Source organism: Caulobacter ginsengisoli, assembly GCF_030814835.1.
Taxonomy (GTDB): Bacteria; Pseudomonadota; Alphaproteobacteria; order Caulobacterales; family Caulobacteraceae; genus Caulobacter; species Caulobacter ginsengisoli.
Genome location: NZ_JAUSVS010000001.1, coordinates 568,170 through 580,958, shown reverse-complemented (window position 1 = coordinate 580,958; position 12,789 = coordinate 568,170). Strand labels below are relative to the sequence as shown.

Annotated in this window: 13 protein-coding genes; 3 read left to right on the top strand and 10 right to left on the bottom strand. The window is 69.4% G+C overall.

Translation table 11 applies throughout. The annotated features are described in order from the left end of the window. Positions 1-2: 2 nt before the first annotated feature. From QO010_RS02905 to QO010_RS02870, 8 genes are read right to left on the bottom strand one after another with little or no spacing between them, the layout of a single operon-like run. Positions 3-842, bottom strand: coding sequence for an enoyl-CoA hydratase-related protein (locus QO010_RS02905; RefSeq protein WP_307345698.1), 840 nt, complete (start codon positions 840-842; stop codon positions 3-5). A gap of 7 nt (positions 843-849) precedes the next feature. Next, positions 850-2,442: a carboxyl transferase domain-containing protein gene (locus QO010_RS02900; RefSeq protein ID WP_307345696.1), complete on the bottom strand. Its 1,593-nt coding sequence runs from the start codon at positions 2,440-2,442 to the stop codon at positions 850-852. A 55-nt stretch (positions 2,443-2,497) separates the two neighbouring features. Next, positions 2,498-2,659, bottom strand: a complete 162-nt coding sequence (locus QO010_RS02895) for a hypothetical protein (RefSeq protein WP_307345694.1) — start codon at positions 2,657-2,659, stop codon at positions 2,498-2,500. Then, entirely contained in the window at positions 2,659-3,672 is a 1,014-nt protein-coding gene (locus QO010_RS02890; RefSeq protein ID WP_307345692.1) for a hypothetical protein, read from the bottom strand. Before QO010_RS02890 ends, QO010_RS02895 begins: the two co-directional genes overlap by 1 nt. Positions 3,673-3,679: 7 nt before the next feature. Continuing rightward, positions 3,680-4,030 (bottom strand): hypothetical protein, encoded by a 351-nt coding sequence (locus tag QO010_RS02885; protein WP_307345690.1) that lies wholly within the window; start codon positions 4,028-4,030, stop codon positions 3,680-3,682. Next, positions 4,027-4,320 carry a RebB family R body protein gene (locus QO010_RS02880; protein ID WP_307345688.1) on the bottom strand — a complete coding sequence of 98 codons (294 nt, stop codon included), beginning with the start codon at positions 4,318-4,320 and terminating at the stop codon, positions 4,027-4,029. Before QO010_RS02880 ends, QO010_RS02885 begins: the two co-directional genes overlap by 4 nt. A 1-nt stretch (position 4,321) precedes the next feature. Continuing rightward, complete coding sequence (locus QO010_RS02875) at positions 4,322-4,579, bottom strand: RebB family R body protein (protein ID WP_307345686.1); 258 nt, start codon at positions 4,577-4,579, stop codon at positions 4,322-4,324. A 10-nt stretch (positions 4,580-4,589) separates the two neighbouring features. Beyond that, positions 4,590-4,859, bottom strand: a complete 270-nt coding sequence (locus tag QO010_RS02870) for a RebB family R body protein (protein WP_307345684.1) — start codon at positions 4,857-4,859, stop codon at positions 4,590-4,592. A 130-nt stretch (positions 4,860-4,989) separates the two neighbouring features. On the opposite strand from QO010_RS02870, the gene QO010_RS02865 reads away from it, so the two are divergent. Then, complete coding sequence (locus QO010_RS02865) at positions 4,990-6,735, top strand: patatin-like phospholipase family protein (RefSeq protein ID WP_307345681.1); 1,746 nt, start codon at positions 4,990-4,992, stop codon at positions 6,733-6,735. A gap of 131 nt (positions 6,736-6,866) precedes the next feature. Beyond that, the gene (locus tag QO010_RS02860; RefSeq protein ID WP_307345678.1) at positions 6,867-9,446 is read left to right on the top strand and encodes a M10 family metallopeptidase C-terminal domain-containing protein; all 2,580 of its coding nucleotides are present in this window, start codon (positions 6,867-6,869) and stop codon (positions 9,444-9,446) included. Here the strand turns inward: QO010_RS02860 and QO010_RS02855 are convergent. Beyond that, the gene (locus QO010_RS02855) at positions 9,443-10,216 is read right to left on the bottom strand and encodes a methyltransferase domain-containing protein (protein WP_307345675.1); all 774 of its coding nucleotides are present in this window, start codon (positions 10,214-10,216) and stop codon (positions 9,443-9,445) included. The genes QO010_RS02860 and QO010_RS02855 overlap by 4 nt on opposite strands. Positions 10,217-10,561: 345 nt before the next feature. On the opposite strand from QO010_RS02855, the gene QO010_RS02850 reads away from it, so the two are divergent. Continuing rightward, complete coding sequence (locus QO010_RS02850; protein ID WP_307345672.1) at positions 10,562-11,533, top strand: hypothetical protein; 972 nt, start codon at positions 10,562-10,564, stop codon at positions 11,531-11,533. On the opposite strand, the gene QO010_RS02845 is transcribed toward QO010_RS02850, so the two are convergent. Further along, entirely contained in the window at positions 11,530-12,696 is a 1,167-nt protein-coding gene (locus QO010_RS02845) for an isovaleryl-CoA dehydrogenase (protein ID WP_307345670.1), read from the bottom strand. The two genes, QO010_RS02850 and QO010_RS02845, sit on opposite strands and share 4 nt — an antisense overlap. Positions 12,697-12,789: the final 93 nt, after the last annotated feature.

The following is a 12,789-nucleotide window of genomic DNA, read 5'->3' as shown; positions in this document are numbered from 1 at the left end:
GCCTATTCAGCCCAGCCGGGCTTCTTGCGATCCAGGAAGGCGCGCACGCCCTCCTGGCCTTCCGGCGAGACCCGGCGCTTGGCGATGCGCCTGGCGGTCTCTTCCATCAGGCCGTGGTCGATCTTCTTGTGGGCGACATGGTCGACCAGCAGCTTGGCGTCGGCCACCGCACCCGGCGCGGCCAGCCTGATCTCGCCGGCGATGCGGTCGGCGACAGCCTGGAGACCGGCGGCGTCGGCCACCACCTCGTCGACCAGCCCGATCTTCTCGGCGAAGGCGGCGTCGAACACCTTGCCGGTGGCAAACAGCGCCCGGGCCCGGCGCGGGCCGATAGCGGCCACGACATAGGGGCTGATGGTGGCCGGGGTCAGGCCCAGCTTGACCTCGGAGAAGGCAAACTGCGCGCTCTCGACCGCGACGGCGTAGTCACAGGCAGCGACCAGCCCGGCCCCGCCGCCCATGGCCGCGCCATTGACCAGGGCCACCGTCATGGCCGGCAGGTCGTAGAGGCGGTTCAGCATCACCGCCAGGGCCATGGCGTCCTCGCGGTTGTCGGCCTCGCTCCATTCGACGGCGGCCTTCATCCATTCCAGGTCGGCCCCGGCGCTGAACCCCTGCCCCGCTCCGGTCAGCAGCACCAGCCGCACCCCGTCGGCCGCCTGCAGGCTCTCGAAGACCTGGCTGAGCGCCGAGATGACCTCGGCGTTGAAGGCGTTGCGCTTGGCGGCCCGGTTGATGGTCACCGTGGCGACGCCGTCGACCGTGGCGGTCAGGGTGACCAGTTCGCTCTCGGTCTCGGTGTCGGGGACTTCGACCAGGGGATCGGCGATGGGATTGGTCATCGGTTACTCACATGCGGAACACGCCGAACGGCGTGTCGGGGATGGGGGCGTTGAGGCTGGCGCTAATCGCCAGACCCAGGACATCTCGCGTCTGGGCCGGGTCGATGACCCCGTCGTCCCAGAGGCGGGCGGTGGCGTGGTAGGGGTTGCCTTCGTCCTCGTATTTCTGTCGCACCGGAGCCTTGAACGCTTCTTCCTGCTCGGGGGTCCATTTGTCGGCGTCGCGGTGGACGGTGGCCAGGACGGCGGCGGCCTGCTCGCCGCCCATGACGCTGATGCGGCTGTTGGGCCAGGTGAACAGGAAACGCGGGCTGTAGGCCCGGCCGCACATGCCGTAGTTGCCGGCCCCGAAGCTGCCGCCGATCAGTACGGTGAACTTGGGGACGTTGGCGCTGGCGACGGCGGTGACCATCTTGGCCCCGTCCTTGGCGATGCCGCCGGCCTCGTATTTGCCGCCGACCATGAAGCCGGAGATGTTCTGCAGGAAGATCAGCGGGATCTTTCTCTTACAAGCAAGCTCAATGAAGTGGGCTGCTTTGAGCGCGCTCTCGCTGAACAGCACCCCGTTGTTGGCCAGGATGGCGACCGGGTAGCCCCAGATGCGGGCGAAGCCGCAGATCAGGGTCGTGCCGTAAAGGGCCTTGAACTCGTCGAACTCGCTGCCGTCGACGATGCGGGCGATGACCTCGCGCACGTCGTACGGGGCGCGGACGTCCTGGGGGACGATGCCGTAGATTTCGGAGGGGTCGAAAGCCGGCGGCCGGGGCTCGCGGACATCCATCTCCACGGCCTTGACCGTGTTGAGGTTGGCGACGATCGAGCGGACGATGTCCAGCGCGTGCTCGTCATTGTTGGCGACATGGTCGACCACGCCTGAGCGCCGGCCATGGGTGTCGGCGCCGCCCAGTTCCTCGGCGCTGATGATCTCGCCGGTGGCGGCCTTCACCAGCGGCGGCCCGCCCAGGAAAATGGTGCCCTGGTTGCGGACAATGACGGTCTCGTCGCTCATCGCCGGCACATAGGCGCCGCCGGCCGTGCAGCTACCCATCACGCAGGCGATCTGGGCGATGCCCTCGGCGCTCATCCGGGCCTGGTTGTAGAAGATGCGGCCGAAATGGTCGCGGTCGGGGAAGACCTCGTCCTGGTGCGGCAGGTTGGCCCCACCGCTATCGACCAGATAGACGCACGGCAGGCGGTTCTGCAGGGCGATCTCCTGGGCCCGCAGGTGCTTCTTGACCGTCATCGGATAGTAGGTGCCGCCCTTCACGGTGGCGTCGTTGCAGACGATCATCACCTCGCGGCCCGAGACCCGGCCGATGCCTGTGATCAGGCCGGCGCCGGGGATGTCCTCGCCATACAGGCCATTGGCCGCCAGCTGGCCGACCTCCAGGAAGGGGGAGCCGGGATCCAGCAGCCGCTCGACCCGCTCGCGGGGCAGCAGCTTGCCGCGGCCGGCATGGCGGGTGCGCGAGGATTCGGGACCGCCCAGGGCCGCCTGGGCGACCTTGGCGCGCAGGTCCTCCGCCAGGGCGGTATTGACGGCGGCATTGGCCTTGAAGGCCTCGGAGGCGGGGTCGATCGAGCTGACAAGGCGGGGCATGACGGAAGGGAATAGCCTGTCCCGGGCCGGGTCGGAAGCGCCCTTTGGGGCGGGGTCAGTCCTTGGGCGGCGGTGACGGAGGCTGGGGGCCATGCACCGCCGTCGCCACTGCCTGCTGCGCGGCCTGCATGGCCTGCTCGACCGCGGCCTGGGCGGCCTGCAGGGCCTGGGCCGCGGCGTCGGCGGGCGTGGCGACCTTCTTCGGCGTCTGGGCCATCAGGCAGGCTCCGTGGGCTGGAAGTTCTCCAGGGCGAGGTCTCCCAGCGCGCTGACCGAGAGCTCGGCGACCTTGCCGCCCTGCTCGATCCGGAAGCTCAACGCCTGGCCATCCTGGCCCAGAGCGGCCGGCGGCAGGGGACCGGTTGAAATGACGGCGGCGGCCCCGGCGAGGTAGCTGGAGATCAAGGCGGCGGCCTCGTTCGTATCGGGCGCGAAGGCGGTGTTCTCGCAGATCTGCCGCGCCCCGGCGGCGGCGCTGTGGAACCCCAGCCGGCGGCCCTGGCGCATCCAGTCCTCCAGCGCCGGGCCAACCTCGCTCCAGGCCACCGGGCTGATGCGGGGGGTGTCGAGGGCGGTGAACATCCAGGGCAGCAGCAGGTCCAGGCTGGACCGGGCCAGGGCCTGACGCTCACCCGGCGTAGTGGCCCCCGGCCGGGCGGCCAGGGCCAGATAGAGGCGACGGTAGTCCGCAAATTCACCGGGCGTGCGGGCCTCGGCGATGGCGAAGGCGCTGGCTTCCCGGCCCAGCGCGGGCTCGGCCTTGTCGGCGGCGGCCAGGTCCGCAAGGGCGATGCGGTCGGTCAGGTCGGCGCCGGCGAACACCGCCGCGTCGGCGATCCCCTGTCCCGCCAGCCAGGCGGTCCCGGCGGCCAGGTCGGCGGCGGTCAGCAGGCCGGCCGCGGCCAGAATCTTGCGGGCCGTCGCGGGGACCTTGCCGCTGGACTCGGCCTTGGCCAGCGCCGTCAGCTGCGCCAGGCCCAGCGTCATCAGCCGTCCGGGTCCGACCGTCAGGCCGAGCGTGGGCAGAAAGGCGGCGTCCCGCCCGTGCAGGCCCGCCTGCACGCCCTGGACCAGCGCCGTCTCATCGGCGAAAGCGTAGTTGGCGTTCGGGGCCTGAATGGCCCACTGGACCCAGTTCACGCCGCCGTCGATCAGGCCAAGGACCGTCCGGGCCGTCTCTGAAAGTCCGTCCGCCTGTTCGAGCGGCCGGCCGGCGATGATCAGCGTCATGCCCGCCTCAACCGCTGGGGAATGACTTGAGGACTGCGGCCGCCGCCTCGCCGGTGGCGGCGAAATTGGCGTTGGCGTCGACCAGCAGCTTCTGGGCTTCCGCCAGGACCGCGACGTACCGTGGATCGCCCGTCTCCAGCAGTTGGGCCATGGCCACGCCAATGGCGGTAGCGGAGATGGTGTTGATATTGCGCAGGGCGTCGGTGGCGTCCTGCACGGCCATGGCGCAGGCCTGGGCGACCATCTGATAGGCCTTGCCGGCCCCGGAGGTCAGCACGACCTGGGGCGCCATGGTCGCTTGCTGGACCTGGTTTATGGCGTCGACGACCTGCGGATCGACGATGGTTGGATCGCTCATGAGCCCGGCTCCGGCGCAGGCTGGGGCGGCAGCGGCAACGGCGGCGGCTGCACGGCGCCGGCGATCCGCGCGCAGGCGGCGCTGACCGCCGCGCTGGTGACCAGGCCCGCCGACTGCTGGCGGGTGACCGCGTTCTGCATGGCCAGCCCGATCGTCTCGGTCATCACCGCGTCGAGCAGCGCGAAGCTGGCCCCCGGGGTCAGGCCGGTGACCAGGGTGTCGACCAGGGTGGTAGCGTCGACGATCTGGCTGTTGACCGTGCCACCGGAGTCGGTTGCGTCGTCGGCCATGTCAGAGCCCCCTGACCGGCGCGCCGACTGCCGGATGCGCGGCATAGATCAGATTGACTCCCGCCGTGGTAACGGCCTGCGCGAGGATGTTCATCTGCTGCTGGGCGGCGGCGGCGTTGTGGCCGGCATTGGTCAGGGCCAGGGCCGCGCCCTGCAGGTAGCTGCCCAGAGCGGTGGCCGGCGAGACCCCCAGCACCTGGACATTGATCTGGGTCACCGCGTCGGTGATCTGGCTGTTGACGGCGGTCGGAAAGGCCATGATCCGCGCCTCAGCCGCTCAGGATGTCTTTGGTCGCCACGCCGGTTGAGGCGGTGTCGACCGAATAGAGCGTCGCCACCCCCATGGTCGTCGCCGCCTGGGCGGTGACGTTGGCCTGCTGCTGGTTGTTGGTGGCGTTGTGGGCGGCGTTGGCCAGGGCCTGGGCGGTGGCCTGGTAGAGGTTGCCCATGGCCATGGCCGGGGCGGTTCCCAGCACCTTGGTGTTGGCCTGGGTGATGGAGTCGGTGATCTGGTCGTTGACGGCGGTCGGGAAGGCCATGGCTTGTCCTCGTTTGCGTTCGGGGAGCAATTTGGCCGCGCCATCTTCCCCCGTTTCTACCCTAGGATACCGCCCGGCGCGACGTAAAGACCCCATCGCCGCGACTCAGCGGGGGGACTAGGCTGCTCCTGTGGCGACGGGGCAGAACAGCGACGACGATACGGCCTTGGGGCGTCTGTTCGCGCGCGAGCGGATCGGCGGCGACGCCCGCTGGTTCTCGCTGCCCGGCGGGGCGACCCTGTATTCGCCGGGCGAGCCGTCGGACGAGCTGTATTTCCTCAGCGCCGGACGCCTGGGCGTCTTCCGCCCCGACGAGAGCGGCGAGCGCAGTTTCCTGGGTGTGATCCGCCCGGGCGAGCCGGCCGGCGAGATGGCCATGGTGGCCGGCACCCCCCACAGCGGCAATGTCGTGGCCCTGCGCGACAGCGAACTGCTGGCCCTGACCCGCGAGGACTTCTTCGCCGCCGCCGACGCCGACCCGCAGGTGATGAACGAGCTGGCCCGACTGATGATCCTGCGCACCCGCCAGGCGGCCACCCAGACCTCGATCGGCGAGCCCAAGGTGTTCGGCTTCGTGGCCGCCGACCGAGGCGGGGCGATCCGGCCGCTGGTGATGAAGATCGCCCGGGCCATCGCCGAACAGGGCTCCAGCGTCGAGGTGATCGGCTCGGAAGCCGCCAACGCCCCGACCGAATGGTATTCCAACCTGGAGGCCGAATACGACCACGTCCTCTATGTCGCCGAGGCGGGCGAGACCCTGTGGAAGGGCATTGTCGGGCGCCAGGTCGACCGGCTGTTCCGTATCGGCCGGGGTGACCGCCCCCCGCCCCCGCTGCTGGAAACCCACGCCGCCGACGCCCTGCAGCAGCACCGGCTGGTCGACCTGATCCTGCTGCAGCCTGGCGACTGCGCGCGGCCAAGCGGCTCGGAAGCCTGGCTGGACGCCACCGGCGCGGCGCGGCTCTTCCACCTGCGGCGCGACAACCTGGCCGACGTGCAGCGTATCGCCCGAGTGCTGACCGGCCGCTCGGTGGGGCTGGTGCTGTCGGGCGGCGGGGCGCGGGCCTATGCCCATATCGGGGCGGTCAAGGCGCTGCGGGCCGCAGGCATTCCCCTCGACTTCGTCGGCGGCGCCTCGATGGGCGCCATCGTGGCGGCCAGCGTCGCCATGGGCTGGGATGACGCCGAGATCGACCGCCGCATCCGCAAGGCCTTCGTCGAGTCGAGCCCGCTCGATGACATCGCCTTCCCGATCCTGGCCATGACCCACGGGGTCAAGGTCAAGGAGCGGCTGACCGAGCATTTCAGCGAGACCGAGATTGCCGACCTGTGGCTGCCCTTCTTCTGCGTCTCGTCCAACCTGACCTCGGGCACGGTGCAGGTCCACCGGCGCGGCAAGCTCAGCCGGGCGCTGCGAGCCTCCATCGCCCTGCCCGGCGTCATGCCGCCGATGACCGAGGAAGGCAGCGTGCTGGTCGACGGGGCGGTGCTGAAAAACTACCCGGCCGACATCATGCGATCCATTCAGCTGGGACCGGTGGTGGGGGTCGATGTCTCGCGTGGCCGCAGCATCAACGCCGAGGAGATGCACCGGCCGCGCCACTGGCTGAGCTGGATCCTGTCGGGCGAATGGCGCAAGGGCCCGCCCATCGTCGCCCTCCTGATGCGCGCCGCCACCGTCTCCACCGCCCGGGACCTGGCCGCCGCCCGCCAGGCCACCGACCTCCTGATCATGCCCAGCGTCGACGGCATCGACATCCGCGACTGGAAGGCCTTCGATCCCGGCGTCGCCGCCGGCGAGATCGCCACCCGCGAAGCCCTGGCCAAGCTGACCCGGCCGGTCACCGAGCTGCGCAAGGCCGCCCTCCCCGGCTGACGGGCTCTAAACCCATTCTGAGCCAGCCTTGGCCCCGGAACGGCCGGCAAACCCCAAATTGAGCCAACGCCGCGTTGGCGCCAGCCGGCGCCCGCCACAGCTTCCCCCGCACACAGCCGGGGGAGCCAGCCATGACCAACGCCATCGATATCGACACGCTTGTCGGAGTTTCCGCGACCGAGATCACGGGGAACGACTTCTTCGACCGCGGTCTGGGCAACGCCGCCTCGAACGTCGGCGACATCAACGGCGACGGCATCGACGACTTCGTGATCGCCTCGCCCGGATCGTCCCGCGGCGCCTTCGAAACGGGCGCGGCCTATGTCGTCTTCGGGCGCGCCGGGGGCCTGGGCGCGATATTCGACACCAACACCCTGTCCGGTTCCGACGGCTTCGCCATCTTCGGATTCGCCAGCACATACCTGGGCCGCGCCGTCGCGGGCGGCGACCTGAACGGCGATGGCCTGGCCGACCTGGTGGTCAGCGACACCGGTCCGGGCCGGGCGGGCGATGTCTATGTCATCTACGGCAAGGCCGGCGGCTGGTCGCCCACCTTCAGCCTGGCCTCGCTGGACGGGACCAACGGCTTCGCCATCCATGGGACGCAGAACTTCGGCTATGTGGGCAGCTCGGTCAGCGTCATCCACGACGTCAACGGCGACGGCGTCGATGACCTGCTGCTGGGCGCTTTCCGGGTCGACGACCTGCATGGCGACAGCGGCGCGGCCTATGTCGTCTTCGGCCATGCCAACCCGGGCCCGGCCACCGTCGACCTGGGCGCCCTGAACGGGGTGGCGGGCTTCCGCCTCGTCGGCCAGCAGCTGCAGGACGAACAGTTCGGCATGCCCGTCGCCGGACTGGACTTCAACGGCGACGGCCTGACCGACATCGCGATCGCCGCCTATGGGGAGCAAACCCTGGGCCGCCAGAGCAATGGTGCGGTCTATGTGATCTTCGGCGACGGCCATGCGCCCGCCACGGCCACTGTGGATATGCCGGCGCTGGCCGATGGCGTCCACGGCGTGCGGATCGATGGCCCGTCCGACCACGGCCTGATGTGGGCCCTGGCCTCCGCCGGCGATGTCAATGGCGATGGCGTCGACGACCTGATCGTCGGGGTGCAGCGGGAAAGCAGCAACGGGCGGCTGGAGAACGGCGGCGCCTATGTCGTCTTCGGCTCCCAGGGCAGTTTGCCTGAAAGCATCGACCTGGCGGCCCTGGACGGGACCAACGGTTTCAAGCTGCCGGGCGTGGCAGCCTATTCCTACACCGGCGTCGTGGCCGGGATCGGCGACGTCAATGGCGACGGTATCGACGACATCGCGGTCGGGGCGCCCTACGCCTCGGTCGGCGGCATCATCACCCAGGGCGAGGTCTATGTGGTCTACGGCCACACCGGCGGCTGGAACGCCAGCGTCGATCTGGCCGCCCTGAACGGGACCAACGGCTATCGCCTGGCCGGTCACAAGGCGCTCCATAATCTCGGCGCCAGCATCACGGCGGCCGGCGACATCAATGACGACGGCTATGACGACTTCTTCATCGGCGCGCCCGGCCTGAACGGCAACGAAGGGGGCGGCTATCTGATCTATGGAGGTCCGAGTGGCTCTTCACCGCCCCCGCCGCCGCCCAAGGGCGAGACCTATGCAGGCACGGCCGGCGCCGACCTCCACAGCGGCACGAACTACAACGACACCCTGGGCGGCCTGGGCGGCAAGGACGTGCTGAACGGCCTGGACGGCGACGACACCATCAACGGCAACGACGGCAACGACATCCTGAGCGGCGGCGACGGCAAGGACGTGCTGGCCGGCGGCGCGGGCGACGACGCCCTGGACGGCGGCTCGGACAATGACACCCTCGACGGCGGCGATGGCATCGACAGGCTGATCGGCGGGCTGGGCGACGACACGCTCTCGGGGGGCGCGGGCGCCGACAAGCTGGACGGCGGCGACGGGATCGACAGCCTCACCGGCGGCGACGGAGCCGACACCCTGGCCGGCGGAGCGGGCAATGACAGCCTGGTTGGCGGCCCGGACAACGACTCTCTGGACGGCGGCGCCGGGGCCGACGCTCTGGTGGGCGGGACCGGCAACGACACCTACATCGTCGATGACCTGGGCGACTCCATCACCGAACTGGCCAGCGAGGGCAGCGACGTGGTCCGCGCCTGGGTGACCTGGAAGCTGGGCGCCAACCTGGAAACCCTGCAGCTGCAGGGGGCGGCCGACCTCAGCGGAACCGGCAACGACCTGGCCAACAATCTGGCCGGCAACGAGGGCGCCAACATCCTGAACGGCGGTGGCGGCGGCGACACCCTGGGCGGCGGAGCCGGCGCCGACACCCTGATCGGCGGGACGGGTAACGACACTCTGACCGGCGGCCTGGGGGCCGACACCTTCGTGATCCAGGCGGCCTCCGTGGGCTCGAGCAGGCTGAAGACGGTGATCGAGACCGACAACATCACCGACTACGGCCTGGGCGACAAACTGGACCTGTCGGCCATCGACGCCGACCTGGCGGCCAGCGGCGACCAGGCCTTCCACCTGACCGGCGCCTTCACCAAGCATGCTGGCGAGATGACCCTGGCCTACACGTCCGCCAACAACACCACCCTGCTCAAGCTCGACGTGGATGGCGACGGGATCGCGGACTACCAGATGAGGATCACGGGCGATGTCCATCTGGCCAGCGGCGGCTGGATTCTCTAGCGGCGGGCGACCATGAACAGCCGGGCGAAGGGGAACAGGGTCGTACCGTCCGGCTCGGGCGGGAAGGCTTCGACCATCCGGGCCTTGAGAGCGTCCAGGAAGGCCTGGCGCAGGGTCTCGTCGGTCAGTACGTCGAGATAGGGCCGCAGGGCCGTGCCGTCCATCCAGTCGATGACCGGGTCGGGGCCTTCCAGGGCGTGCAGATAGGTCGTGCTCCAGATGTCGATCTCGTCGCAGGCCTGGCCGAGCCAGCGATGGTAGTCCGCCATCGACGGCGTGGGCTGGATCACCCGCGCCGTGCGGGTCAGCGCGGCCCACGGCCCCTCCTCCGCCACCTCGCGCAGCAGCTGATGGTGCAGGCTCTCATAAGCGATTGGAATCTGGCAGGCGAAGACGCCGCCGCTGGCCAGCAGGCCGGCCAGGCGCGGGAACAACACGGCATGGTCCGGCAGCCATTGCAGGGCGGCGTTGGTGAAGATCAGATCGACCGGCGCATCGGGCGCGAAGCCGGCAATGTCGCCCAGCCGCCAATCCACTTCGGCGTTGCGAGCCCGCGCTTCGTCGAGCATGGCCGGACTGGAGTCCAGGCCGTGGACCCTGGCGCCGGGATGGCGGCGGGCCAGCAGGGCGGCATGCTCGCCGGTCCCGCAGCCCAGGTCCCAGATTTCACGCGGCGACAGGTCGGCGGGCAGGCGCAGCAACAGGTCGAGCGCGGGCCGGTCGCGGTAGGCCTTGTAGCGTTCGTAAGTCGCGGGGTCCCAGCTGGGCATGGCGCCAGCGCTACACTGTTTCGCCAATCGTGAGCCAGATGGCCCGATTTCGAGGCAATCGGTCGCGCCGCGCGCGAGATATCTTTGCGACTCGTTAACCGACCCCCATATTCACTGACGTTACTGTTTCAAACAGCTGAAAGGAGGTGATCCAGTGTCTCAATGTCATCACGCGGAGTTGCTGGAGCGCTCCGCTGAGGATCATATCCTTAGCTGAGCCGTCGGCATCAACGCTGACATTGCTGGGCGCCACGGAGGTCTAGGCCTCCGTGGCGTACCGACAAGCCTGAGAGCCCCGGTTTCGCCGGGGCTTTTGTGTATCTGGGGTTTGGGCCAAGCTGCGGCATGATCCGCGCCCTAGCCCTTGCCGCCGTGCTGGCCCTGAGCGCTAGCTGCCGCCCTGCTGAACCGGCCAAGGCCGCCGCCGTCGCACCGAGCCCCTATCGCTGGACCCAGGCCACCGCCGACGCCGGCTTTCCAGGCAGCTACAACTTCCCCGTCTTCCTGGCCCAGGGCCGGGCCTGGGCGCGGCATCCGGCGGGGACCTGGAGCAGCGCCGACGGGACGGCCTGGCGCAAGGAGGCCCTGCCCGCCAGCGGGACCAACACCGCCTATCTCAAGGAGGTGCAGTTGGGCGAGGCGGTCTATGCCCTGGGCCGGATCGAAGGGAACTATCTGGGCTTCACCATCACCCCGTCCATCCGGCGCACCAGCGACTTCAAGACCTGGGAGACCCTGGGAGCCAGTTCCACCCTGCCCCGCCGCGTGTTCTACGGCGCGGTGGCCTTCAAGGGGGCGATCTGGATCGTCGGCGGCTTCGATGGCCAGCGCTCGCGCAACGAGGTGTTCCGCTCGACGGACGGCCTGACCTGGACCCAGGTCGAGGCGCCGCCCTGGGGCCCCAGGGTCAATCCGCATCTGGTGGTGCTGAAGGACCGGCTGTGGCTGATCGGCGGCGGCGAGATCGACGGGCCGGCCCAGAACGACGTCTGGGTCAGCGATGACGCTCGCCATTGGACCAAGGTCGCCGACGGCGTCGCCACGCCCGAGCCGGTCGGCTACACGGCCGCCGCCTTCGACGGCAGGCTGTGGCTGGTCGGCGCCAACCGTAGCGGCGGCTTTTCCAGCGAGATGCTGGTCAGCGACGACGGCAAGACCTGGACCGCCCTCAGCGCCCCCTGGACCCCGCGCGGCGGCGTCGCCGTCTGGGACTGGAACGGCGCGATGTGGATCACCGGCGGCAAGTATTCCACCGGCAGCCCGCCGGACATCCGCTTCGTCTACAGCCACGATGTGTGGGCGATGCGGCGGCCCTAGCCCCCCACCAACTCACGCCCGATCAGGAACCGGCGGATCTCATTCGTCCCCGCCCCGATGTCGTAGAGCTTGGCGTCGCGCAGATAGCGCTCGACCGGCCATTCCTTGGTGTAGCCGGCCCCGCCCAGGGCCTGGATGGCTTCGAGCGCGGTCTTCACGGCGTTCTCGCTGGCCATCAGGATGGCGCCGGCGGCGTCGAATCGCGTGGTCTTGCCGTTGTCGCAGGCCCTGGCCACCGCATAGACGTAGGCGCGGGCGCTGTTGAGGGCGACATACATGTCGGCGACCTTGCCCTGCATCAGCTGGAAGCTGCCGATCGCCTTGCCGAACTGCTTGCGCTCGCGGACATAGGGCAGCACCGCGTCCAGGCAGGCCTGCATGATGCCCAGCGGCCCGGCGGCCAGCACCGCCCGCTCATAGTCCAGGCCGCTCATCAGCACCCCGACCCCGCCGTTCTCGGGGCCCATGATGTTCTCTTCCGGGACTTCGCAGTCCTCGAACACCAGCTCGGCGGTGTCGGAGCCGCGCATGCCCATCTTGTCCAGCTTCTTGGAGACGCTGAACCCCTTCATGCCCTTCTCGATCAGGAAGGCGCTGATGCCGCGGCTGTCGGCGTCGGGGGTGGTCTTGGCGTAGACCACCAGGGTGTCGGCGTGCGGGGCGTTGGTGATCCAGAACTTGGTCCCGTTCAGGACATAGCGGTCGCCCCGGCGGTCGGCCCGCAGCTTCATGGAAACCACGTCGGAGCCGGAGCCCGCCTCGCTCATTGCCAGCGAGCCGACATGCTCGCCGCTGATCAGCTTGGGCAGGTAGCGGGCCTTCTGTTCGGCATTGGCCCAACGCCGGATCTGGTTGACGCAGAGGTTGGAGTGGGCGCCGTAGGAAAGACCGATCGAGGCGGAGGCTCTGGAGACCTCCTCCATGGCCACGACATGCTCCAGGTAGCCCAGGCCCAGCCCCCCGTCCTCTTCCGAGACGGTGATGCCGTGCAGGCCCAGGTCGCCCATCTCGGGCCAGAGCTCGCGCGGGAAGTGGTTGGTCTCGTCGATCTGGGCGGCCAGCGGCGCGATGCGGTCGGCGGCGAAGCGGGCGGTGGTTTTACGGATGGCGTCGGCGGTCTCGCCGAGGCCGAAATCCATGGAGGGGCCGGAATTTGGGATCATGCGGCAGTAGCTAGCAAATCCGTGCCGCCGTGGGGACATCAAAAGAAAAACCACCCGCCGATCTGCCGATCCGCGGGTGGTCCTTACGCCCCC